The organism is Kribbella sp. WER1, assembly GCF_054189145.1.
Window position 1 is genome coordinate 3578876 of sequence record NZ_CM135186.1, and the last position, 22761, is coordinate 3601636.

Annotated in this window: 25 protein-coding genes; 16 read left to right on the forward strand and 9 right to left on the reverse strand. The window is 68.1% G+C overall.

The features are described from left to right. Window positions 1-105 precede the first annotated feature (105 nt). The 3 genes from ACXJJ3_RS17340 to ACXJJ3_RS17350 all read right to left on the reverse strand — a co-directional run bounded on the left by ACXJJ3_RS17340 (window position 106) and on the right by ACXJJ3_RS17350 (window position 2029). The gene (locus tag ACXJJ3_RS17340) at window positions 106-1077 is read right to left on the reverse strand and encodes an RDD family protein (protein ID WP_458171173.1); all 972 of its coding nucleotides are present in this window, start codon (window positions 1075-1077) and stop codon (window positions 106-108) included. 61 nt (window positions 1078-1138) lie between these two features. Then, window positions 1139-1570: a TlpA family protein disulfide reductase gene (locus ACXJJ3_RS17345; protein ID WP_458171174.1), complete on the reverse strand. Its 432-nt coding sequence runs from the start codon at window positions 1568-1570 to the stop codon at window positions 1139-1141. A 45-nt stretch (window positions 1571-1615) separates the two neighbouring features. Beyond that, the gene (locus tag ACXJJ3_RS17350; RefSeq protein ID WP_458171175.1) at window positions 1616-2029 is read right to left on the reverse strand and encodes an HIT family protein; all 414 of its coding nucleotides are present in this window, start codon (window positions 2027-2029) and stop codon (window positions 1616-1618) included. A gap of 42 nt (window positions 2030-2071) precedes the next feature. Between ACXJJ3_RS17350 and arfB the strand changes: the two genes are divergently transcribed. The 4 genes from arfB to ACXJJ3_RS17370 are packed head-to-tail and all read left to right on the forward strand — an operon-like array spanning window position 2072 to window position 4308. Further along, window positions 2072-2485, forward strand: coding sequence for an alternative ribosome rescue aminoacyl-tRNA hydrolase ArfB (arfB, locus tag ACXJJ3_RS17355; protein ID WP_458171176.1), 414 nt, complete (start codon window positions 2072-2074; stop codon window positions 2483-2485). Between the two features lie 31 nt (window positions 2486-2516). After that, window positions 2517-3143, forward strand: coding sequence for a hypothetical protein (locus tag ACXJJ3_RS17360; protein WP_458171177.1), 627 nt, complete (start codon window positions 2517-2519; stop codon window positions 3141-3143). Next, on the forward strand, window positions 3140-3706 hold the full coding sequence (locus tag ACXJJ3_RS17365) for a hypothetical protein (protein ID WP_458171178.1): 567 nt from the start codon (window positions 3140-3142) through the stop codon (window positions 3704-3706). The genes ACXJJ3_RS17360 and ACXJJ3_RS17365 overlap by 4 nt, the downstream gene beginning before the upstream one ends. Then, complete coding sequence (locus ACXJJ3_RS17370; protein WP_458171179.1) at window positions 3703-4308, forward strand: hypothetical protein; 606 nt, start codon at window positions 3703-3705, stop codon at window positions 4306-4308. Before ACXJJ3_RS17365 ends, ACXJJ3_RS17370 begins: the two co-directional genes overlap by 4 nt. Here the strand turns inward: ACXJJ3_RS17370 and ACXJJ3_RS17375 are convergent. Both ACXJJ3_RS17375 and ACXJJ3_RS17380 read right to left on the reverse strand, forming a co-directional pair. Next, the gene (locus ACXJJ3_RS17375; RefSeq protein WP_458171899.1) at window positions 4271-5635 is read right to left on the reverse strand and encodes a hypothetical protein; all 1365 of its coding nucleotides are present in this window, start codon (window positions 5633-5635) and stop codon (window positions 4271-4273) included. The two genes, ACXJJ3_RS17370 and ACXJJ3_RS17375, sit on opposite strands and share 38 nt — an antisense overlap. Window positions 5636-5671: 36 nt before the next feature. Further along, window positions 5672-5911, reverse strand: coding sequence for a MoaD/ThiS family protein (locus tag ACXJJ3_RS17380; RefSeq protein WP_325038344.1), 240 nt, complete (start codon window positions 5909-5911; stop codon window positions 5672-5674). Between the two features lie 161 nt (window positions 5912-6072). Between ACXJJ3_RS17380 and ACXJJ3_RS17385 the strand changes: the two genes are divergently transcribed. Beyond that, on the forward strand, window positions 6073-6786 hold the full coding sequence (locus ACXJJ3_RS17385; protein WP_458171181.1) for a winged helix-turn-helix domain-containing protein: 714 nt from the start codon (window positions 6073-6075) through the stop codon (window positions 6784-6786). Here ACXJJ3_RS17385 and ACXJJ3_RS17390 read toward each other — a convergent pair. Then, window positions 6783-7013 (reverse strand): hypothetical protein, encoded by a 231-nt coding sequence (locus ACXJJ3_RS17390; protein WP_458171182.1) that lies wholly within the window; start codon window positions 7011-7013, stop codon window positions 6783-6785. The genes ACXJJ3_RS17385 and ACXJJ3_RS17390 overlap by 4 nt on opposite strands. 180 nt (window positions 7014-7193) lie before the next feature. Next, on the reverse strand, window positions 7194-9002 hold the full coding sequence (locus ACXJJ3_RS17395; protein ID WP_458171183.1) for a bifunctional metallophosphatase/5'-nucleotidase: 1809 nt from the start codon (window positions 9000-9002) through the stop codon (window positions 7194-7196). A 107-nt stretch (window positions 9003-9109) separates the two neighbouring features. On the opposite strand from ACXJJ3_RS17395, the gene mshD reads away from it, so the two are divergent. From mshD to ACXJJ3_RS17410, 3 genes are all read left to right on the forward strand, one after another. Then, the gene (mshD, locus tag ACXJJ3_RS17400; RefSeq protein WP_458171184.1) at window positions 9110-10024 is read left to right on the forward strand and encodes a mycothiol synthase; all 915 of its coding nucleotides are present in this window, start codon (window positions 9110-9112) and stop codon (window positions 10022-10024) included. 200 nt (window positions 10025-10224) lie between these two features. Next, a complete protein-coding gene (locus ACXJJ3_RS17405) occupies window positions 10225-10848 on the forward strand; it encodes a DUF6318 family protein (protein ID WP_458171186.1) in 624 nt (207 codons plus the stop codon). Continuing rightward, entirely contained in the window at window positions 10845-11723 is an 879-nt protein-coding gene (locus ACXJJ3_RS17410; protein WP_458171188.1) for a PKD domain-containing protein, read from the forward strand. The genes ACXJJ3_RS17405 and ACXJJ3_RS17410 overlap by 4 nt, the downstream gene beginning before the upstream one ends. Window positions 11724-12054: 331 nt before the next feature. Here ACXJJ3_RS17410 and ACXJJ3_RS17415 read toward each other — a convergent pair whose 3' ends face one another. Next, entirely contained in the window at window positions 12055-13233 is a 1179-nt protein-coding gene (locus tag ACXJJ3_RS17415) for an alpha/beta hydrolase (protein ID WP_458171189.1), read from the reverse strand. 120 nt (window positions 13234-13353) lie between these two features. Between ACXJJ3_RS17415 and ACXJJ3_RS17420 the strand changes: the two genes are divergently transcribed. From ACXJJ3_RS17420 to ACXJJ3_RS17455, 8 genes are all read left to right on the forward strand, one after another. Beyond that, window positions 13354-15486 carry an RNA degradosome polyphosphate kinase gene (locus tag ACXJJ3_RS17420; protein WP_458171900.1) on the forward strand — a complete coding sequence of 711 codons (2133 nt, stop codon included), beginning with the start codon at window positions 13354-13356 and terminating at the stop codon, window positions 15484-15486. A 14-nt stretch (window positions 15487-15500) separates the two neighbouring features. Next, a complete protein-coding gene (locus ACXJJ3_RS17425) occupies window positions 15501-16379 on the forward strand; it encodes an NUDIX hydrolase (RefSeq protein WP_458171190.1) in 879 nt (292 codons plus the stop codon). A 132-nt stretch (window positions 16380-16511) separates the two neighbouring features. Next, window positions 16512-16985 carry a bifunctional nuclease family protein gene (locus ACXJJ3_RS17430; protein WP_458171191.1) on the forward strand — a complete coding sequence of 158 codons (474 nt, stop codon included), beginning with the start codon at window positions 16512-16514 and terminating at the stop codon, window positions 16983-16985. 318 nt (window positions 16986-17303) lie between these two features. Further along, entirely contained in the window at window positions 17304-18422 is a 1119-nt protein-coding gene (pstS, locus tag ACXJJ3_RS17435) for a phosphate ABC transporter substrate-binding protein PstS (protein WP_458171192.1), read from the forward strand. Window positions 18423-18820: 398 nt separating this feature from the next. Beyond that, the gene (gene pstC, locus ACXJJ3_RS17440; RefSeq protein WP_458171901.1) at window positions 18821-19819 is read left to right on the forward strand and encodes a phosphate ABC transporter permease subunit PstC; all 999 of its coding nucleotides are present in this window, start codon (window positions 18821-18823) and stop codon (window positions 19817-19819) included. Then, window positions 19816-20736, forward strand: coding sequence for a phosphate ABC transporter permease PstA (gene pstA / locus ACXJJ3_RS17445; protein WP_458171193.1), 921 nt, complete (start codon window positions 19816-19818; stop codon window positions 20734-20736). Before pstC ends, pstA begins: the two co-directional genes overlap by 4 nt. Window positions 20737-20756: 20 nt before the next feature. After that, window positions 20757-21533, forward strand: coding sequence for a phosphate ABC transporter ATP-binding protein PstB (gene pstB, locus ACXJJ3_RS17450; RefSeq protein ID WP_458171194.1), 777 nt, complete (start codon window positions 20757-20759; stop codon window positions 21531-21533). 145 nt (window positions 21534-21678) lie between these two features. Further along, window positions 21679-22230: a hypothetical protein gene (locus tag ACXJJ3_RS17455; protein WP_458171195.1), complete on the forward strand. Its 552-nt coding sequence runs from the start codon at window positions 21679-21681 to the stop codon at window positions 22228-22230. A 37-nt stretch (window positions 22231-22267) separates the two neighbouring features. On the opposite strand, the gene ACXJJ3_RS17460 is transcribed toward ACXJJ3_RS17455, so the two are convergent. Continuing rightward, entirely contained in the window at window positions 22268-22708 is a 441-nt protein-coding gene (locus tag ACXJJ3_RS17460) for a DUF2752 domain-containing protein (RefSeq protein WP_458171196.1), read from the reverse strand. Window positions 22709-22761: the final 53 nt, after the last annotated feature.

Genomic DNA, 22761 nt, shown 5'->3' on the forward strand with positions numbered 1-22761 from the left:
GCGCTTGGTCAGCCATGTCGTGTAAACCACGTGTCGAGAGTACGGAACCTGGGCGGGCCTGCCGCCATTGGTCCCATAGAGTGAGACAACTGATCACATGATGGATCAGGTGCGGACGACGTTGGTGGCGGCCACCTTGTCGTGCAGGGCCTGCTTCTTGTCGTCCCACAGCGGCCAGAGGTAGTTCAGCAGCACCACGAAGCTGAACAGCGTGCCGACCAGCGGGATCGCGCTGACCAGGCTGAGGCCGACGTACAGGCCGTAGCGCTTGAGGACCGCGACAGCCGGCGGCTTGCCGGGGACGTCACGCAGCCGGACCGCGATGCCGAGCGCCATCTTGCCCGGGGTGGCGCCCTTCTTGGTCAGGAACAGGTACTCGTAGACGAACGACACCAGCAGGCCGATCAGGGTCGCCGGGATCATCCACTTGTAGACCTCGGGCGGCAGGGTGGTCGTTGTCGTCGGTGTACCGGCCGCGGCCTTGTCCATCGTGTCCTGGAAGTAGGTCCAGAGCACCTTGGAGTACTGGTAGAGGAAGTAGCCGGTCAGCGGGAGGCCGATGATGCCCGCGATGATCCCGTCGAGGATGCGGGCGAACACCCGGCGCCACCAGCCGGAGAGCATCTGGCCGTCCGGGGTGGTGTAGACGCGCTGGCCCGGGTAGCCGTAGCCCGGCTGACCGTGCCCGTACTGCGGAGCGCCGTACTGCTGGCCGTACTGCGGTTGGCCGTATTGGGGCTGCCCGTACTGCTGTTGCCCGTACTGGGGCTGGCCGTACTGCTGGGCGGGTGGCTGCGCTGGCGGCTGGTAGCCCGGGATGCGTTGGCCGTACCGCGGCTCGCTCTGCTGCGGCGGCTGTTGCGGCTGGCCCGGCTGCGGGCTCCCGTACACCTGGCCGTGCTGCGCGGGCTCGCCGTACCGCGGGAAGTCGGCCGGCCGCTGCTGGCCGAACTGCCCGTCGAACGGAGGTGGGCCCTGCTGCGGCCGACGCTGATCCGTCCAGGCGTTCCCGTCCCAGTACCGCTGCTGCGACGGGTCCTCGGGGTCGTCGTACCAACCTGCTACTTGAGAGCTCACCGGGAAAGTCTTGCCTACGCCCTGGGGCGTTGGCCATCCGGTGGCACCTAACGGACGGGTGTCAGCTCGGCTGGCGGTCGATCGCGGCGGCCAGCGCGGCGATCACGTCCGGCTTCCGGGGTGCTCCGCTGGCCCGCTTCACGACGGCTCCGGTCGCGTCCAGGATCAGCGTGGTCGGCGTACGGAGGATGTCGAGCCGGCGGACCAGCTCGAGGTGCGACTCGGCGTCCAGCTCGACGTGACGGACACCGTCCACCATGCCCTCGACCTCGCCGAGCGTGCGCCGGGTGGCGCGGCAGGGCGCGCAGAATGCGGACGAGAACTGCAGGAGCGTCGCCCGCTCACCCAGTTCCGCACCGATCTCCGCGGCCGTCACCCGCTCCACGTCGTCCTCGCTCTTCCCGCGAAACCGCCCGTCCACCCAGGCCTTGAGCACACTGAGCACCACACCGGCGACCACCGCGCCGGCCAGCACCCACAACCCAAGACTCACAGCTACCCACGGTACGACGCCCCGTTCACCTTTCAACCGCCCGTTTCACGGACTGAGAAGGTCCTGCACGTCCCCGCTCAACCGATGCACCGACCGCCCCGTCGGCCACGGCAGGCTGTCGTCACCGTCGCCGGGGTACCGCGGTACGACGTGGAAGTGCAGGTGGTCGACGCTCCGCCCGGAGCCGGGACCGCTGGCGTTCAGCAGGCACACCCCGGTCGCCCCAAGCCGCTCCACGATCCGCTGGGCGACCCGCTGCGCCAGGTCGATCACCTGCGCCAGGTCCCCCGCCTGAACGTCCAGGACGCCGGCCGCGGTGTGCCGGCGCGGTACGACGAGCGTGTGGCCGGGAGCGATCTCCTCGCCCGGGAGCGGGAGGAACGCGACCGCGGCCGGCTCCTTCGCGATCCAGCGGGCCGAATCCGCGGAGATGAGACCGCAGAAGACGCAGGCATCCATCTGGTGATTGTGCTCCGGTCTAATGGTGGTGTGGAGAGCGGAGTGACGGTGCGTTCGGGCGTGGTGGTTCCGGAGGCTGAGCTGACCTGGCGGTTCTCGCGGTCGAGCGGGCCGGGTGGGCAGTCCGTGAACACCACGGACAGCCGCGTCGAGCTCAGCTTCGACGTGGCCGGTACGTCGGCGTTGAGCGACGTACTGAAGACGCGCGCGCTGGAGCGGCTGCAGTCGCGGCTGGTGGACGGCGTCCTGACGATCGCGGCGTCGGAGTACAAGTCGCAGTTCCGCAACCGGGAGGCCGCGCGCGAGCGGCTGGCCGTCCTGCTCCGCGAGGCGATCGCGCCGCCGCCCCGCAAGCGCCGCCCGACCAAGCCGAGCAAGTCGTCCGTACGCCGTCGTCTGGACGCCAAGAAGCGCCGCGGCGAGACCAAGCGCCTGCGCGGGCGGCCGGACGACTGACGCGCCCCCTGAGCTGGTTACGCTTGCGGGCGTGCAGGAAACGGGGAGCGGGGAAACTGGGGACGAGGAGCTTCCGGAGTTCCAGGACCTCAAGGTGCGCGGCCGTTCGGTCAAGACCTGGTCGATCGGCGCCGGCGCCGTACTGCTGGTGGTCGCGGCGGCGTTCGGCGGGCTGAAGAAGGCCGGCGACGAGACGCCGCAGGTGGACACCGGTACCGCGATCGACGCCGGCCAGTTCGAGGTGACGATCCAGCGCGTGGTCGCGGTGAAGGACCTGAAGCCGCTGTTCACCCCGGACGAGGGCGGCGCGCTGATCGCGGTCGTGACCAAGCTGAAGGTCACCGACGACACCGGTACGAGGCCCCCGGCGGACCTGATCCGGCTGATCGGCGTCCCGGGCGTGAAGGACACCGACCCGCCGCTCGGCACCACGAACATCCGCGACGAGACGATGAACCCGGTCCTCACCCCGGACGCCGGCGAGGACGTCGCGTACGTCTGGAAGTTGCCCAAGGCCACCCAGCTGCCGACCGAGGTCAAGCTGACCGTGCAGGGCTACGAGCACATCGACGACTCGATCCTGGACCACCACGAGAAGTGGATGACCGACAAGCTCGTCGCGGACACCACGGCCAAGGTCAAGGACAACCTCAAGTGAACGGCCGCAGACTCGTCAACGTCGGCCTGACGCTCGCGGTGCTGGTCGCGATCGTCGGGCTGTACCGGCTGACGCCGACACAGCAGGACATCCAGAAACCGACGCCTGTGCAGGGCATCGTCGGCCGTACGGTGCACACGCCACGCTTCGACCTGACCGTGAACGACGTACGGCTCGGGAAGAAGCTGCGGATCCCGCAGTCCACGCCGGACCGTGACTCGCTGACCGACTTCGTGGTGGTGGACGCGACCGTCACCGCGAACCGGGAGCCGATGCACATCTTCGACGTCCGGATCCGCTCGTCCGACGGCATCACCTACCTGGGCTCGAACCGCAACGGCCTGGACCAGGTCGACCTGACCGGCAGCGAGTTCGCGCCGGACATCCCGGTGCGCGGCTCGTTCGTGGTCGAGATGCCGGCCGACAAGTTGCCCGGGGCAACGCTGCTGGTGATGGAGAAGTCGATCCTGAACGACCTCGAGCCACAGGTCACCGTGCCGCTCGGTGACGACGCCCCGAAGCTCGAGGACGTCGTGACACTGACCACTGCGAGCGACACGTGAGCGGCGCGCGCCGGGCCCGCCGCGGCTGGCTCCGGTCGAACTCCGTCGCCCTCGCGGCCCTGGTCGTGGCGATCCCGCTGGCCGGCTGGTGGACGACGCACAGCGACTACAAGTCCTGGTACGACGACAAGCCCCGCGATCCCGTCGTGGTGTCTGCCGGCGGTACGCCGTACAACGGCGCGACCTGGTACGCCGCAAGCGTCCAGCAGGACCCGCAACCGCTACAGGCCGGCGAGAAGGACACGCTGCCTCCTGGGACCACACGAGTCCGGGTGTACTTCCGGCTGCAGGTGGACAAGCTGTCCGCGCTGGACGGGCTCGGCGGGTGCAGCATGCACCTCCGGGCGCCGGACGGCCGCATCTGGGACGAGACCGTGGTCGCCGACAACTACCAGGACCGTCCTACCGGGTGCACGGGCGGTACTGACGACAAGCCGTCAAGCTGGCGGGGCGCTGCCGCGCAGTACTACCTGAAACCGACGGCAGGCAAGCCTTTCGAGACCGTTGCCATCTTCGTCGTACCGTCCTCGGTCGCCGGGAGCGTGCAGCCGACGATCACGTGGGCTACGAAGCTCCCTCAGTACCTGGCATTCCCGAGGTAGCAGCACCGAGGTCGGTGACACCATGGTCGCCGGACGGCTGCTCGTGCACCGCACGGGTCCGCGGAGTCAGGTAGCCGGCCAGGCCGCCGATCATGCGGTCGTACGCCGCAGCCAGCAGGCAGACCTGCAGCATCGTCTTCAGCCCATCGGTGATGAGGTTCAACGGCTCGTCGATCACCAGCCAGAACTGCAACGTGTGCGGTCCGAGTACCCACAGCTTCAGAACGATCCAGACAGCGCTGGCGGCGAACGTGACGACCGCCCAGGCCAGGAAGTACCCGAGCATCGGCCGCAGCCCGGAGCGGAGTACCAGCCGGAACGCGTCCATCACCGGGTTCCAGCGGTCCTTCCAGTCGGCAACAACCGAGTTTCCCGCAACACGCACGATCCGTGGCGTCTGCTGCCAGCGGTTGGTGATCCGGTCAAACCGCCACCGCGGCTTCTCCAGCTTCTGTACGACGCGGCCGTAGATCACTGCTGTCATCGTGATCCACATCAACGGGAGCACGGCCGCACTCCACAGGTCGCCAATGCCGGACGCGATGAAGCCCGTGACCGCGTCCCACACCTCACGGACCTGGTTGACGCCCAGCACGTGGTCCAACACCCACGTGTACCCGTCCTGCAGCCACTGCCAGAGCACACGCGTCTTCAGCCACGTCATCGGCGGCGGGATCACGGACGTGGCCTGGTACGCGACCACAAAGATCCACAGGGCCTCGAGGTACGTGACAAAGAGCTTGCGGACCGGCCCTTCCTTCTCCTTCTTCCACTTCTTGAACACGAAGCGCAGCAGGTACGCCGTGACGCCAAGGCCGATGAACAGCCACGTAGACAGCGATTGGAGGCCCTCCGACTGCTGCGGGACCGTCCCGCCGGTCAAAACCGTCGCCGCGGCGTCGTTGACCTTCTTCACGGCCAGTTGGTACTCGTAGTTGAGCGCCTCATTCTGCAGGAACTTGTATGCCGCGTAGAACGCCAGGAACGGCAGCATCGCCGCAGCGATCGCGTCCAGCGGCCGGTGCTCGCTCCCAGGCTCCATGCCGTCAGGAGCGAGCGTGCCCTCGGCAACAGCCCGCCTGTGGAACGGCAGCTCCCCACGCAGTACCAGGAACATCGTCACGTACATGGCCAATGACACCACGACCAGCAACGCCAGTACGGCGATACCGGCCGCCTCGGCCTTCGCACCGGCCTGTACCGCGACCCACTGCAGACCCCGGTGCGCCAACTGCGCGACCAGGAAGACCGCCGCCAGCCGCGGCCACGCCTTCCCGAACAGGACCCCCGCCCGCCCCACCGTAGTGAGTAGCGTCCCCGACTCCATCGCCACGGCGACGAATGTACCCCGCGAGGAGTCCGGTCAGCCGCCCGCGAACGGCGGCAGCGCGTCCACGAGCGCCCCCGGCCGCAGCGGCGTACTCGCGTCCGCCCGCTCGCCGTCCAGCAGGAACGTGCAGATCGACAACACCCGGGCCAGCTCCGGGCGGTCGGTGGAGACCGTCGTCACAAGATCGCCGATCGAGCCCGCATCCGCGGTCGCCGTCGACGTCCCCGCCGCCGAACGCGCGGCGGCGAAGTACCTGATGGTCACTTCCGGCATCTGATCGGCGCCTCACTCGTCGGGTAGGTCTTCCGGTATTATGTCAGCTTGCTGTTAGACCCAGTGTGTCCCAGGCCCCCGGCAACGACGCCGTCGGGGCCTGTCGTGCACGAGGACCGGATCGCTGCGCCAGGATCCGACGATCAGCACCTGGAGACGGCGTGAGCACGTTGCTTCTGCTGACGAACGCGCTGCAGGCCTCCACGGAGGTCCTGCCCTCGCTCGCCCTGCTCCCACACCAGATCCGCGTGCTGCCGGCCGAGGTCGCCGCGCTGGTCGACGCCCCGGACGCCGACGCCGTCCTGCTGGACGCCCGGCGGGACCTGGTCGCGGTCCGGAGCGCCTCGCGGCTGATCCGCACCACTGGCATCGACGTACCGCTGATCCTGGTCGTCACCGAGGGCGGCCTGACCGCGGTGAACGCGGACTGGGGCGCCGACGACGTACTGCTCGACACCGCCGGCCCGGCCGAGATCGAGGCCCGGCTGCGGCTGGTGATCGGCCGGCTCGCGGCTACCCGGGACGACGAGCCCGAGTCCACGCTGATCCGCAGCGGCGACGTGGTCATCGACGAGGCGTCGTACACCGCGAAGCTGAACGGGCGGGCGCTCGACCTGACGTACAAGGAGTTCGAGCTGTTCAAGTTCCTCGCGCAGCACCCGGGGCGGGTGTTCACGCGCGAGCAACTGCTCCAAGAGGTCTGGGGCTACGACTACTTCGGCGGCACCCGGACGGTCGACGTGCACGTACGGCGGTTGCGCGCGAAGCTCGGGCCGGAGCACGAGGCGCTGATCGGTACCGTCCGCAACGTCGGCTACCGGTTCGTCGTACCGCCCGCGCCGACCACGCGTGAGCCGGCCGACGCGAAGGTCTAGAAGAAGAACTTCAGCAAGGTGAAGGCGAGTCCGGCCGCCGGGAGCAGCGCCGCGAGCCACGAGCCGAAGCCCTGCTTGAAACCGGCCAGCAACGTGCCGACCGTGATCGGGACCAGCATGACCAGCATCGTGATGCCGGCGGCGTGCACGCCGACGTGCGACTGGAACGTCAGGATCCACCCGACCACGAACGCGAACGCCAGACCGAGCCAACTGGTGATCTGCACCGGGCCGTCCGCGCTGCGATGACCCCGATGTGACGCGCGAGTGGCCCGCCGGTGCGAGGTCGGAGCAACGTGCGCCATCGCTCACCTTCCGTAAGTGCCTGAGTACGCAAGGTACCAGGATCCCTGACGGATACGAAAAGGGCCGGTGCGTCGCCGCACCGGCCCTTCCGGGTGAGTCGCTCAGGAGCCGAGCGAGATCCGGTCGGTCGCGACCGGGGTGTACGGGTCGTGCGCGCTCAGGTAGTTCGCGAACGCGTCGATGTCCAGCCCGCCGAACACCTTGTTCGCCGCGGTCGTGAAGGCCGGGAAGCCGTCACCGCCGTCGGAGAGGAAGTTGTTCGTGACGATCCGGTACGACGTACCGTCGACCAGCGGCTGCCCACCGATCTTGATCGAGCCGGCCACGACCTTCGAACCCGCCGCGGCCGCCGGGTTCCAGGTGTAGGTGATACCCGCGACCTGGAGCACCTTGTACTTCGCGGCGTCCGGGCCGTTCACACCGGAGAACTGCTGCTCCAGCAGGGCCTTGATCTGCGTCCCGGTCATGTCCATCGAGACCAGGAAGTTGTTGAACGGCTGCACGGTGAACGCCTGCCCGAAGGTGACCGCGCCCGCGTTCGAGGCCAGGTCGGCGCGGATGCCGCCCGGGTTCATGAACGCCGCCACCGGCGCCTTGCCACCGGACACCACCGACGGGTCGGCGAGCTGCGCGTCCGCGATCAGGTTGCCCAGCGGCGACTCCAGCGAGTCGTCGTTCGTCCGCACCACCGACGGGGTGCTGATGTGGCCGATCACCTTGCCCTCGATCGGGGCGACCAGCGCCTTGTACTTCGCGATCAGCTTGGCGGTCTTCGGGTCCTGCACGACGTCCTGGGTGACGATCTGGTTCTGCGCCAGGGTGTTCGTCCGGTCGACGTCACCGGTCGCGTTGTCGATGCTCAGCCGCACCTCGGTGACCAGCCGGCCGAACGACGACGCGCTGGTGACCAGCCGCGGCTTGCCGGCCTTGTCCGGCAGCGAGCAGTTGTACGCCTGGTGGGTGTGGCCGGAGATGATCGCGTCGATCTCCGGGTCCAGCCCGGCGTTGATGTCGACGATCGGGCCGGAGATCCCCGGGCAGCTGTTGTACGCCTTCGGGTCGGCCGGGAACCCGCCCTCGTGCAGCAGCACGACGATCGACTTCACGCCCTTCTTCTTCAGCTCCGGGACCAGCGCGTTCGCGGTCGCGACCTCGTTCTTGAAGGTCAGGCCCTCGACACCGGACTTGGTGACGATGTTCGGCGTGTTCTCCAGCGTCATACCGATGAACGCGACCTTCTTGCCGTCCTTGAAGGTCTTGATCGTGTACGGCGCGAACAGGGTCTTCTGGGTGTTCGTGAAGAACACGTTGGCGCTCAGGTACTTGTACTTGGCGCCCTCGAACGGGTGCTTCGGGTCCGGGCAGGAGTTCTGGTTGTTCTGCCCGTCGCCGTCCGGCAGGCAACCGCCGGTCTGCATCCGGAGCAGCTCGTGCCAGCCCTCGTCGAACTCGTGGTTGCCCACCGACGCAGCCTCGAGTCCCATCCCGCTGAGCGCTTCCACCGTCGGTTCGTCGTGGAACGCCGCCGACAGCAACGGCGACGCACCGATCAGGTCACCCGCGGCGACCGTCACCGAGTCCTGCCCCTTGGCCTTCGCAGCGGCCCGGAGCTCCTTCAGGTGCGTGGCGAGGTACGCCGCGCCGCCGGCCGGGATGCCGTTGATGTTGCCGCTGGAACCGGTGGCCGGCTCCAGGTTCCCGTGGAAGTCGTTGATCGCCAGCAGCTGGATCTGCGAGTGCGTCGGCTTCTTCGCCTGTACGGCGGACACCTGGGCGTCGGCGCCGGACTGGGTCGCAGCCCCCGCCTGGCTCAGGGATCCCCCCGCGGCCAAGGCAACCGCTACGGCCGTCCCGGCGGCAAGCAGACCAGCAGCTCGCCGTCCCCCCAGCCGTGCTCTGTCTCGTGCCATGTCGTTCTCCGTGTTCTTGGTTGGTGAGTTGGCTGAAGCTACCTGAGCAGCAAACACTCTTTCCAGGACCTGAGAATGAACTCAGCTGAACCTTTTACTGTGTTCCGGTGACTCTTGAAGCCGTTCCCTCACCGTTGCCCCCGGCCACCGCCGCCGCCGTCACGGAACTCGCCCGCGCCGCAGCGGACAGCGACGGCGTCCACCCGCTCTCCGAACGCACCCTCCTGCACCTGGACGGCGAGCATCCCGGCGACGTCCACGTCCTCGCGTACCTCGGCGAACCCGGCACGATCGAGAACACCGGCCTGCAGAGCGCCCGCAACCTCGCCGGGTACGCCGCCCTCTCCCCCGACGGCTCCGCCGAACTCGTCGTAGCCCCGCCGTACCGCCGCCAGGGCTTCGGTACGGCGCTCCTCCGAATGCTCCTCGACCACGGCGGCTCCCACACCCGCGTCTGGGCCCACGGCCGCCTGCCCGGAGCCGACGAACTCGCCCAGCGGCTCGGCCTGGAGGTAACACGCGAGCTGTACTTCCTCCGCCGTACCAGGGCTGCTCTACCGGCACCGGTGTGGCCGGACGGGATCGCCGTACGCACGTTTGTGCCCGGGCAGGACAACACCGCCTGGCTAGAGGTCAACGCGGCAGCCTTCGCCGACCACCCCGAACAAGGCAGCTGGACCGCCGCCGACCTGGCCGAACGCCTCCAACAGCCGTGGTTCGACCCCCAGGGCTTCTTCCTGGCCGTCGACTCCGCCACGGAAGCCGTAGCCGGCTTCCACTGGACAAAGGTCGAGGAGGGCGTAGGAGAGGTCTATGTAGTTGGCGTCTCCCCCGCATACCAAGGCCGAGGCCTAGGCAAGTCCCTAACCCTCCAAGGCCTCCACCACCTCCAGGACGACCGCAACCTCGACGAGATCGTCCTCTACGTAGACGGCACCAACACCCCAGCCCGAGCCCTCTACACCACCCTCGGCTTCACCACCGCCGCCCTGGACGTCCAATACACTCCTCACCCTCAGTGACCACCATCACTCCAATTCCCCCACCCCTTTCGCGTCATAACTCCCCACCCCCACCCGTCCCCCCATCAACCAGGAGCCGCCCGAGCCTCTAACCCCCCAGCCGAGCGGCTCCTGGCCTTATCCACAACTGCACCAATTGACATCGCCCCCCGCCCCACCACCCCGTTACGATTCGTGTCAACTACGGAGGGCTGACACACGTGACACACCGCAACAGGCCAACACTCGCCCTACTGGCCTGCCTAGCCACCACCACACTCCTCACCGCCTGCACCAAATCCAGCCCCGAGGCCGGCCAACCCAACACAGCCCCACCACCCGCCTCAAGCTCATCGGCGACCACGTCGACCGGCACTCCCAGGGGATCTACCTCGTCATCACTACCGGCGACACCGACCGTCCCGCCCACGCGCCCCACTACGGCCACCGGCACCTCACTGGCCGCCGGCGAGGCATTCGTGCGGTATTACGTCAGCCTCATGAACTACGCGTCGACCACGGGCGACATCGCGCCGATGGTGTCCGCCAGCGACGCTGGCTGCCATCTGTGTAAGGCCTACTCGGACTACGTGCACAAAGTGAACGCGGCCAACGGCGGGCTGAAGGGCGACTATTTCGAGCGTGTCAACGACGTGCCGGACCTGTTCCGCGGGGACAGCGGACGCCTCGGTGGCTACGCCGCGGTCACGATCGGTTCGTACACATCCAATGACGCGTCGGGAAAGCCTGTGACCAGCGCGGTTCGCAAGTACAAGCGTGAGTTCACCTTGTCCCCGCAGCAAGGATCGTGGGTCATGTACGAAATGAAACTGGTTCCACAATGAGCCGCCGGGCGCTGCGAATCGGCATCGCGCTGGCTCTGATCGGAGGACTCGGGCTAGCCATACCTGGCACAGCTCTTGCGACTGACGACAAGGCAGCGGATCCCCCGGACGTGACTGCTGTGCCGGTCCGCGACGGCCTTCAGGCCGGGGGCGAGGAGCGCATCAGCAGACGCAGACCGAACGGCAGGAAGTCGAATACGACGGAACAGACATCCAACCGGAAGAAACACCCAGTCGCCGACCCGCCTCCACGCGACAGTCAACGAGACACCGCCAAGGACGACCTCAAGCTCAATATCGGGATCTGTGGTCGTGTGCAGCCCGACGGGACGGTTCCTGGGCCGACGCGGTGTCAGGTGAGTCGGAGGATTGATGGGAAGGTGCGTCCTAACGTTCCGCCGAAGGTGGTGCCGCCTAAGCCGCAGGACATTACCTGGGAGGAGGTGCGGTCGGAGACGAAGAACGTCGTCTTTCCTGGGCTTTCGGTGAAGGTGCAGCCGGAGGGTAAGACGTTGGTGAATATGGCGACGATCGTCTACACCGACGACAGCAAGGTGTCGACGACGACCGTGACGCTGCTCGGCTTTCCCGTTGTGGTCGAGGCCACGCCGATCAGCTACACGTGGAACTTCGGTGACGGCAGTGCCACCGTCACCACAACCACCCCGGGCAAGCCGTACCCTTCGGCCGACATCACCCACAAGTACAGCAAGCGCCAAGGCGTCGGTATCACCGTCACCACCAACTACGCCGCCCGCTTCAACGTCGCCGACACGGGCTGGCAGTACATCGAAGGCACCGTTCCCATCACCGGCCCCGCCACCCTCCTCCAGGTCCGCGAAGCCGTGCCTGTGCTGGTGGATCCCGGGCGCTGAGCCGGGCCGCACCGGCCACGACGGAGGGTCGACGACGTGATGACGTCGCGCCCATGCGGGTCCGTCGGCGAGGCCGGCTGCCATCTGTGCCAGGCGTATCCGCGCGCAGGGTCAAACACGGCAAACGTCGTGCCCTGCCCCGGCACCCCGGGCCGGTGTATGGGGTTTGGGGAGTGTTTCTTGCCGATTCGGGTGCACGATGCTCCCCAGATCAGCGGGATCGTCGGCTGCCGCCACGGCTGATCGGGATGTTCGAGGCGGGAACCGGACGGGATGCCGTGCTGCCCGCCAGTCGGTCGGACGGCGGGACGGCGCTGTCCACGAGGGCTGGTTAGTGGAGGGTTGCTCTCAGGTGGTTGGTGAGGTGGGTGTGGGCGGTTCGGGTGGTGCCGGGGACTGTTAGGAGGTTGGTGTGGCCGTGGGGGAGGGTGGGGTGGTGGGCGTGGGTGAGGTGGTTGCCGGCGGCGGCTAGGGCTTCGGCGTATTCGCGGCCTTCGTCTCGGAGGGGGTCGAAGCCGGCGGTGGTGAGGTAGGTCGGGGGGAGGCCGGTGAGGTCTTCGGCGCGGAGGGGGGAGACGATCGGGTCGGGGCGGAGGGTGGGGTCGGGGGTGTAGTGGTCGCGGTACCAGATGATGTCTTCTTCGGTGAGGATGAAGCCTTCGGAGAAGAGGTCTCGGCTGGGGCGGCGGGCTACCAGGTCCACGGCGGGGTAGAGGAGGACCTGGAGGGCCGGGCGCGGGAGGTCCCGGCGGACGGTTTGCTGGGCGACGACCGCGGCCAGGTTGCCGCCGGCGCTGTCGCCGCCTACGGCGACCAGGGCGGGGTCGGCGCCCAGGTCTTCGGCGTGGTCGACGGCCCAGGTGAAGGCGGCGATCGCGTCTTCGGCGGCGGTGGGGGCGGGGGCTTCGGGGGCCAGGCGGTAGTCGACGGAGAGTACGCGGATGCCGGCCTCGGCCGCCATCGAGCGGCAGACCGCGTCGTGGGTGTCGAGGTCGCCCACGACCCAGCCGCCACCATGGAAGAACACCAGCAGCCCACGTCCCACCTCACCAGGAACCCCGGGCCCACCCGCGCTGGAGGTACGACCACCGGTACCAGCCGGCTCGGAACTACCGCTCGCAGCAGCACCACCGGATTCGGAACCACCGCTGGTGCTGCGGGAGGGGGTGCCGCGGGGGATGTAGAGGCGGGCGCCTAGTTGGCCGGCGGCGCCTCGGACGGTTAGTTCGGTTACTCGTTGTACTTCGGGGGGTGTGCCGGGGATGAGTTTGCAGAGGTTGCGGAAGTGGGTGCGGGCGGCGGCTGCGTCCGTCTTGGTTGTGTGAGGCAACAGGTTGTCGACGCGCAGGAGCAGCTGGATGTCGGGGTCGAGGGTGTTGCCGTCGATCTGGATCGGGGTGCCGGCGAGGCGGCGGCGGACGGCGGCGGGCAGCGCGTAGAGCGGGGCCAGTGCGTTCGCTTGTACGGCGGTCAGCGTGTCGCGCAGTACCGAGTCCAGTCGTGGGTTCACAAGGAGTGACGCTAGCAAGTACGTCCGGGCGGCAACGAAAACGTCACATTCGGGGACGCGCGGACCGCTACCCGATGTTCACGAAAGGGTGGGATCCTTGTCGACGTGGCTGGAGACTTGCTGGCGTCCCACAACCGGGAGTACGACGTAGAACCGCCGTACGACATCAGCGCGGCCGGTGACCTTCCGGCGGACCGGTTCTCGGACCGGGAGCTGAGCTGGCTGACGTTCAACCAGCGGGTGCTGGAGCTGGCCGAGGACGACCAGATCCCGCTGCTGGAGCGGGCCAAGTTCCTCGCGATCTTCGCCAGCAACCTGGACGAGTTCTACATGGTCCGGGTGGCGGGCCTGAAGCGCCGGATCGCGGCGGGTGTCGCGGTTCGCGCGGCCAGCGGGCTGCTGCCGCGGGAGGTGCTGGACCGGAGCCTGGCGAAGAGCCGCGAGCTGATGGATCGGCACGCGGAGACCTGGCGGAAGTCGGTGCAGCCGGCGTTGACCGAGCAGGGCATCGAGATCCTGCGCTGGGACGAGCTGGAGCACAGCGAGCGCGAGGACATGACCCGGTTCTTCCGGGACCGGATCTTCCCGGTGCTGACGCCGCTCGCGGTGGACCCGTCGCACCCGTTCCCGTACATCTCGGGCCTGAGCCTGAACCTGGCAGTCGTGGTCCGGAACCCGGACACCGGCGGGGAGCATTTCGCCCGGGTGAAGGTGCCGCCGCTGCTCCCCCGGTTCGTGAAGGTCGCCGAGGGCCGGTTCGTGCCGCTCGAGGACGTCATCGCGACGCATCTGGGCCAGCTGTTCCCGGGCATGGAGGTGATCCAGCAGCACACCTTCCGGGTGACCCGCAACGAGGACCTCGAGGTTGAGGAGGACGACGCGGAGAACCTGCTGGCGGCGCTGGAGAAGGAGCTGCTGCGCCGTAGGTTCGGCCCGCCGGTCCGGCTCGAGGTGGAGGAGTCGATCGACCCGCAGGTGAAGGCGCTGCTGCTGTCGGAGCTGGGCGTCACCGAGGCGGAGGTGTTCGAGCTCCCCGGCCCGCTGGATCTGCGCGGCCTGTTCACGATCGCGAGCCTGGACCGGGCGGAGCTGAAGTACCCGGCGTTCGTACCGTCGACGCATCCGCACCTGTCCGAGGTGGAGACGGCGAACCCGGCGGACATGTTCCACGCGCTCAAGCAGCGCGACGTCCTGGTCCACCACCCGTACGACTCCTTCTCCACGAGCGTGCAGCGCTTCATCGAGCAGGCCGCGGCGGATCCGCATGTGCTGGCGATCAAGCAGACGCTGTACCGCACCAGCGGTGACTCCCCGATTGTCGACGCGCTGATCGACGCGGCCGAGGCCGGCAAGCAGGTCCTGGTGCTGGTCGAGATCCAGGCGCGGTTCGACGAGCAGGCGAACATCAAGTGGGCCCGTCAGCTCGAGCACGCCGGCTGCCATGTCGTGTACGGCGTGATCGGCCTGAAGACGCACTGCAAGCTCTCGATGGTCGTCCGGGACGAGCCGGACGGGCTGCGCCGTTACGCGCACATCGGCACCGGCAACTACCACCCGAAGACGGCCCGGCTGTACGAGGACCTCGGCCTGCTGACCAGCGACAAGGTGGTCACCGAGGACGTGGCGCTGCTCTTCAACCACCTGTCCGGTTTCGGTCGCAGCGCGGGCTACCGGCGGATCCTGGTCGCGCCCCAGTCGGTACGGCGGGGTCTGCTCGAGCGGATCGACCGCGAGATCCAGCACCACCACGCCGGCCGTCCGGCGCGGATCCGGATCAAGGTGAACAGCCTGGTCGACGAGGCCCTGTGCGACGCGCTGTACCGGGCGTCGCAGGCCGGCGTACCGGTGGACCTGTGGATCCGGGGCATCTGCACGCTGCGTCCCGGTGTCCCCGGGCTGTCGGAGAACATCCAGGTCCGCAGCATCCTGGGCCGGTTCCTCGAGCACAGCCGGGTGTTCCTGTTCGAGAACGGCGGTGAGCCGGAGGTGTGGATCGGTTCCGCCGACCTCATGCACCGGAACCTGGACCGCCGCGTCGAGGTGCTGGTGCAGCTGAAGGAGCCGGACCACGTGACCGAGCTGGGCGAGATGTTCGACCTGGCGATGGACGACGGCACCGGCTCGTGGTGGCTGCAGCCGGACGACAGCTGGCAGCCCCGGCTGAACGGTCCGGACGGTACACCGTTGCGTGACCTGCAGGAGCGGCTGATCGCGACTCGCGGACGCCGCCGTACGTCGGACCCGATCAGCTGACCTAGGGTGTCCGTATGAGCGTCCCGGCGACCGTTATCGCCGCGGGTGGTGTCGTCTGGCGCGAGCGCGGCGACACCCGGCAGGTGCTGCTGGTGCACCGCCCCCGGTACGACGACTGGTCCCTACCCAAGGGCAAGCTGAACGCCCACGAGCACGTCCTGCTCGGCGCGCGGCGGGAGATCGAGGAGGAGACCGGGCAGCGCGTGCTGTTCGGCCCGCCGCTCGGCGTGCAGCGGTACCCGATCCGCAAGAACGGCGGTACGGCGGAGAAGCTCGTGCACTACTGGTCCGCCGTACCGGTCGACGACGGTGCGTTCGAGCCGAATGACGAGGTGGACCAGATCGGCTGGCTCCCCGTCGAGAAGGCCCGCGGCCGGCTCAGCTACCCGCGTGACGTGGACATCCTGGACGCGCTCGAGCACGCGGTGCCGGTCGAGGCGGCGGTGGTCGTCGTACGGCACGCGGATGCGGTGAAGCGGAAGGACTGGGACGGCAAGGACACGCTCCGTCCGCTGAGCAGCACGGGTACGGCGGTGGCGGAGCGGCTCAGCGGCGTACTGGAGACGCTCGGCGCGGACCGGATCATCAGCAGCGACGCGGAGCGCTGCGCCGCGACGGTGACGCCGTACGCCGCCTCGATCGACCGGCACATCCATCTTTGGCCGGAGATCTCCGAGCGCGGGTACGACGCCGACCCGGACGGCCTGCGCGGTCTGGCGGAACGGGTGTGGCGCCCGGGCAAGGTGACGGTGATCTGCTCGCACCGTCCGGTGCTGGCGGCGCTGTCGCGGGAGCTGGGCCTCAAGGTCGGCAAGTTCGCGACCGGATCGTTCCTGGTGGCGCACCGGCTGCGGGACGGCCGGGTGATCACCGAGCGGTTCAGCGCGCCTTAGCGACACGGCTCGGTGACGATCGCGGTACGGGCGTAGGGGTGTCCGGGAGACACTGGAGGTGACGGGTATGTTCCTACCCGAGGAACCGGCGTCCCACCGGGTGCCGGTCTGAGGAGAGGTTCGGGGCGCACCATGACGATGATGCGAGAACTGACACTGATCGGGATCCGGATGGAATCGCCCAACCGGGCCCCGGTGATGATGCTGCGCGAGACCGAGGGCTACCGCTACCTGCCGATCTCGATCGGCTCGGTCGAGGCGACGGCGATCGCGTACGAGGAGCAGGGCCTGCGTCCGTCGCGCCCACTCACCCACGACCTGATGCGGGACCTGATCCAGGCGTTCGACGTCCACATCAAGGCGGTCGAGATCGTCGAACTGCGGGACGCGGTGTTCTACGCCGAGCTCGTGCTCGCCAACGGCGCCCGGGTGTCGGCCAGACCGAGCGACTCGGTCGCGCTCGCGGTCCGCCTGGGTACGCCGATCCGCTGCACCGAGGAGGTCCTGCGGGAGGCCGGCGTCGCCACTCCCGAGGAGGAGCAGGCCGAGCTGGAACGCTTCCGCGAGTTCCTGGACGGCGTCGCCCCGGAGGACTTCTCCAGCTGACTCATCAATTGGTCCGACCAATGATGTGACCGGCAAGTTATCAACGAGGCGGCGCCACTGGCATGCCGCCGTACTACCGTATGCCTGTCGGATGCGCTGAGCGTTACCGAAACGTGAGAAAGAAGCCGTTTACATCTACGGAGAGTGACGGCTCTTAACTCAGTTCACCTATTGGCCGCCTGGCGGCACGCCAGCCGTCGCACACGCTACCGGAACCGTTCACCGCTCGTTCACCAGCGACGGACCGCCGCGTCACCTGGTCTCCCTACCGTCTGTGGAAGTTCAGAAGTCTGATTCCCGCAGAAGGGCAACACTCTCGTGTCCGTCAATCGCCTGTTCCGCGTCGGCTCCGTCGCCGTGGCTTCCATCGGCGTCCTCGCGCTCAGCGCTTGTGGCAGCGACCCGCAGTCGTCCGGCTCCTCGTCGCCGTCCGCCGGCTCGTCGTCCAGCACCGAGGCCGACTGCCCGAAGGGCACCCTGAACGCTGAGGGCTCCACGGCGCAGAAGAACGCCATCGAGGAGATCATCAGCAAGTACAACGAGAAGTGCGCCGACGTCACGGTGAACTACAACCCGACCGGTTCCGGTGCGGGCATCAAGCAGTTCAACGCGAACCAGGTGGACTTCGCCGGCTCCGACTCGGCCCTGAAGCCGGACGAGATGACGGCGGCCACGAAGCGCTGTGGCGGCAACCCGGCGATCGACCTGCCGATGGTCGTCGGCCCGATCGCGATCGCCTACAACGTCGACGGCGTGTCGAAGCTGATCCTCGACGGCCCGACCGCCGCGAAGGTCTTCGCGGGCACGATCAAGACCTGGAACGACCCGGCGATCAGCAAGCTGAACCCGGGCGTCACGCTGCCGTCGGCGCCGATCTCGGTCTTCTTCCGTTCGGACGAGTCCGGCACCACGGAGAACTTCACCAAGTACCTGAAGGGTGCCGGCGGTGGCGCCTGGACGAAGGACCCGGCCAAGAAGTGGACCGGCACCGGCTCCGGCAAGGAGAAGTCGTCCGGTGTGGCCGAGGCCGTGAAGAGCACCAAGAACTCGATCACGTACGCCGAGTGGTCGTACGCGGTCGACAACAAGCTCGGCATCGCGCTGATCGACAACGGCTCCGGCACCCCGGTCGAGCTGTCCGCCGAGTCCGCCGGTAAGGCGCTCGCCGCGGCCAAGCCGGCCGACGCGACCGGCAAGGACCTGGCGCTGAAGCTGGACTACACGACCAAGGCCGCGGGCACCTACCCGATCGTCCTGGTCACCTACGAGATCGCCTGCACCAAGGGTCTTCCGGCCGACAAGACCGCGATGGTGAAGAGCTTCCTGAGCTACTTCGCCAGCGCCGACGGCCAGTCCGCGCTGACCAGCCTGAACTACGGCCAGCTGCCGGCCGACGTCCAGACGAAGGTCGTCGCCGCGATCCAGGCGATCAGCTGATCGCGAAGCAGTACTGATGCGAGCCCCGGCCGGTCCGAGTCATCGGAGGCGGCCGGGGCTCGCGCCACTGAAGAGACCAGACGTCACACGTCACGACCCAGGCGCTTGGAGCACCATCGATGAGTAGTCCAGACGGCACGGCACCGCCCGACCGGCCGGACGGCACGGCCGCGGACCAGGTGGCCGCGGCGGATCCCGCCACCGGCCGGACCGATCCCGCGATCGAGGATCTGGTCCACGAGGACGCCGGCCCGACCCCGCAGTTCGGCGGCCTGGCCGCCGAGCACGCCGACCACGAGGCAGCGCAGCAGTCCACCGAGGTACTGACCGAGTCCGGCGTCGAGAGCACGGAGGGTACGCCGGCCACGCCCGCCGCGCAGGCCGACGGCGACCGTGCCCTGGCCCTCGGCCCGGTCGGCCACCTGGGCGACCGGTTGTTCGGCGGGCTCGCCCGCGGCTCCGGCGGCCTGGTGGTACTGATCGTCGCGTTCGTCGGCATCTTCCTGCTGGCGCTGGCGATCCCGGCACTGGCCGGGGACAAGAGCAACTTCCTGTTCTCCCGGGTCTGGAACCCGGGCGGCGACAACCCTCAGTTCGGTATCGCCGCGCTGTTCTACACCACCGTGGTCAGCTCGATCATCGCGATGCTGATCGCGGTACCGGTCGCGGTCGGCGTCGCGCTGTTCGTCACGTACTACGCCCCGAAGCGGCTGGCGTCGCCGGTCGCGCACGCGGTCGACCTGCTGGCCGCCGTACCGTCGATCATCTACGGCCTGTGGGGCATCCTGTTCTTCGCGCCGATCCTGCGCCCGATGATCACCGGGCTGTCCGACGCGCTCGGCTGGATCCCGTTGTTCAAGGCCCCGCCCGGCGGCGACGTCGGCGTGGTCTTCACGGCCTCGGTGGTACTGGCGATCATGATCCTGCCGGTGGTCACCGCGATCAGCCGGGAGATCTTCGCGCAGACGCCGATCGCGCACCGCGAGGGCGCGCTCGCGCTCGGCGCCACCAAGTGGGAGATGATCCGGATGGCAGTGCTGCCGTACGGGCGCTCCGGTGTGGTCAGCGCCTCGATGCTCGGCCTCGGCCGGGCGCTCGGTGAGACCGTCGCCGTCCTGATCATCCTGTCGGTGCCGAACGCCAACGACCCGTGGAACTCGTCGATCTTCGCCGGCGGCGAGACGTTCGCGTCGAAGATCGCCAACAACGCCGCCGAGTTCGACTCGCCGGAGAAGACCGGCGCGTACATCGCGGCCGGTCTGGTGCTGTTCGTGGTGACCTTCCTGGTCAACTCGATCGCGCGGATCATCGTCGAACGCAGCGCCCCGGGCGCGCGGCGGACCCGCCGCAACCGGCGCGCCGGTTCGTCCACTGCTGCCGAAGGAGCCGGGTCATGACCACTGCCACTGCCGACAAGGCGGCGTACGACGGCAGGGCTCTGGACCTGTCCGGCAAATCCGGTGCGCGGGCGTTCAAGAACACGCTCGCGACCGTGCTGATGGTGCTGGCCTTCGTACTGGCGATGATCCCGCTGCTGTGGATCCTCTACACGGTCGTCACCAAGGGCTATCACCTGCTGCTGAACGCGGACTGGTGGAACCAGTCGCAGCGCGGGATCACGGTCCGGCGCGAGGGCGGCGGTGCGTACCACGCGATCATGGGCACCTTGATCATGGGCCTGATCACCGCGGTCATCGCGGTACCGATCGCGGTTCTCGGCGCGGTCTACCTGGTCGAGTACGCCAAGGGGACTCGCGCGGCCCGGGTGGTCAGCTTCATGATCGACATCCTCACCGGTGTCCCGTCGATCGTCGCGGCGCTGTTCATCTACGCGGTCTGGATCACCGTGTTCGGCTTCAACCGCGTCGGTTTCGCGGTGTCGCTGTCGCTGGTCCTGCTGATGCTCCCGGTGGTACTGCGGTCCACCGAGGAGATGCTGAAGCTCGTACCGGACGAGCTGCGCGAGGCGTCGTACGCGCTCGGCGTTCCGAAGTGGAAGACGATCCTCAAGGTCGTCGTACCGACGGCGTTCGGCGGCATCGTCACCGGCGTGATGCTCGGCCTGGCCCGGGTGATGGGTGAGACCGCGCCGCTGCTGATCCTGGTCGGGTACTCGAAGAACATCAACCTGAACCCGTTCAGCGGCTTCATGGGCGCGCTGCCGACGATGATCAACCAGGACCGCAACGACATGGCCCTGCAGCCTGCCAACGACCGCGTCTGGGCGGCAGCGCTCACCCTGATCCTGCTCGTCCTCGTCCTCAACCTGCTGGCCCGGCTGATCGCCCGGTTCAGCGCCGTCAAGTCGAAATAGCGAGAGGTTCCCTTTCCGTTATGGCTAAGCGCATCGAGGTCAGCGGCCTCAACGTCTACTACGGCGACTTCAAGGCCGTCGAGGACGTGTCGATGACGATCGAGCCCCGCTCGGTCACCGCGTTCATCGGCCCGTCCGGCTGCGGCAAGTCCACGTTCCTGCGGACCCTGAACCGGATGCACGAGGTGATCCCCGGCGCCCGTGTCGAAGGCAAGGTCACGCTGGACCAGCAGGACCTGTACGGCAACGGGGTCGACCCGGTCGCGGTCCGCCGCGTCGTCGGCATGGTGTTCCAGCGGCCGAACCCGTTCCCGACGATGTCGATCTTCGACAACGTCGCGTCCGGGCTGAAGCTGAACGGCGTCAAGGACAAGAAGAAACTCACCCAGGTGGTCGAGGAGTCCCTCAAGGGCGCCAACCTCTGGAACGAGGTCAAGGACCGCCTCGACAAGCCCGGCGCGGGCCTGTCCGGTGGTCAGCAGCAGCGGCTCTGCATCGCCCGGGCGATCGCGGTCGAGCCCGAGGTGATCCTGATGGACGAGCCGTGCTCGGCCCTGGACCCGATCTCGACGCTGGCGATCGAGGACCTGATCGAGAAGCTGAAGGACAAGTTCACGGTCGTGATCGTGACGCACAACATGCAGCAGGCGGCCCGGGTCTCCGACCAGACCGCGTTCTTCAACCTGGCCGCGACCGGCAAACCGGGGCGGCTGATCGAGATGGCCCCGACCAAGCAGATCTTCTCCAACCCGACCGAAAAGGCCACCGAGGACTACATCACCGGCCGCTTCGGCTGATCCACCGCAACCCGCCGAACGGCCGTCGTGACCACCTGTCACAACGGCCGTTCGACGTTTCCGGGCTCGGAGTGGGGACATGACTGCGAACCCGTGGGAAAGATAGGCTGCGCTGATTCCACGACGTTCTCAGAAGGGAACCGCGGTGAGCACACCGACGCCACCTCCCGGCGACGACCAGAACAATCCGAACGGGCCGGAGGGCTATCCGGGCCAGCAGCCCGGCGAGCAGCCGGGTCAGTACGGCCAGCCTGGTCAATACGGTCAGCCGGGTCAGCCGGGCTACGGCCAGCAGCCTGGCTACGGTCAGCAGGAGCCCGGCGGCTACGGTCAGCAGCAGCCTGGTGCGTACGGCCAGCAGCAGCCCGGCGGTTATGGGCAGCAGCCGGGTGGGTACGGCCAGCAGCAGCCCGGGGGTTATGGCCAGCAGCCTGGCGGCTACGGGCAGTACCCCGGTGGGAACGCAGGCTACGGAGCTGCCACGCCGCAGAACAACACGCCGATGGTCCTGTCGATCATCGGCATCGTCTGCTGGTTCTGCTGCTCGCCGGCCGCAATCGTCCTCGGCTTCGTCGCACAGGGTAAGTTCCGCGAGCAGGGTCGCTCCGACACGCTGGCCCGGGTCGCCTGGATCGGCGGCATCGTCGCGCTGATCATCGGCATCATCAGCACGATCGTTCGGCTGCAGCACCAATAGGTCTCGCGGCGGGCGGCAGATGTCGCCCGCCCGGACGTCAGAACAGGTTGCGCGCGATCCCGTACACGATCAGCAGCGCGATCACCGCGTAGACGAGCCGATCGGCGGTACGGCGGCTCATCTGCAGCCGCGGCAGCCGGACCACGTGCAGCGACTCGAGCGACCAGGCAAGCACCTGGTAGCCGACGGCAACAGCCACCAGCGGGCCGAGCACGAACACCACGGGGTTGAAGTGCCAGGCGCCGCCGAAGTCGCCGCGGAGCATGGCCGCGGCCATCCGGGTCGACCCGCAGAGCGGGCAGTTCAGGCCGGTGGTCGCGTGCAGCACGCACGGGATGCCGATCCGCTGGCCGGACAGCTGGTACACACCGGCGAGCAGGAAGCCGCCCACGCCGACGGCGGTCAGGCCCCAGATCCGGCGGTCCAAGGGCTGGACCGGACCGGTGGGCCGGAGGACGACGCTCTGCGAGAGGCTCACAAACCCAAAGGTATCTCTCGACACCTGGGATCCATCAGGGGATCTGAGCCGTC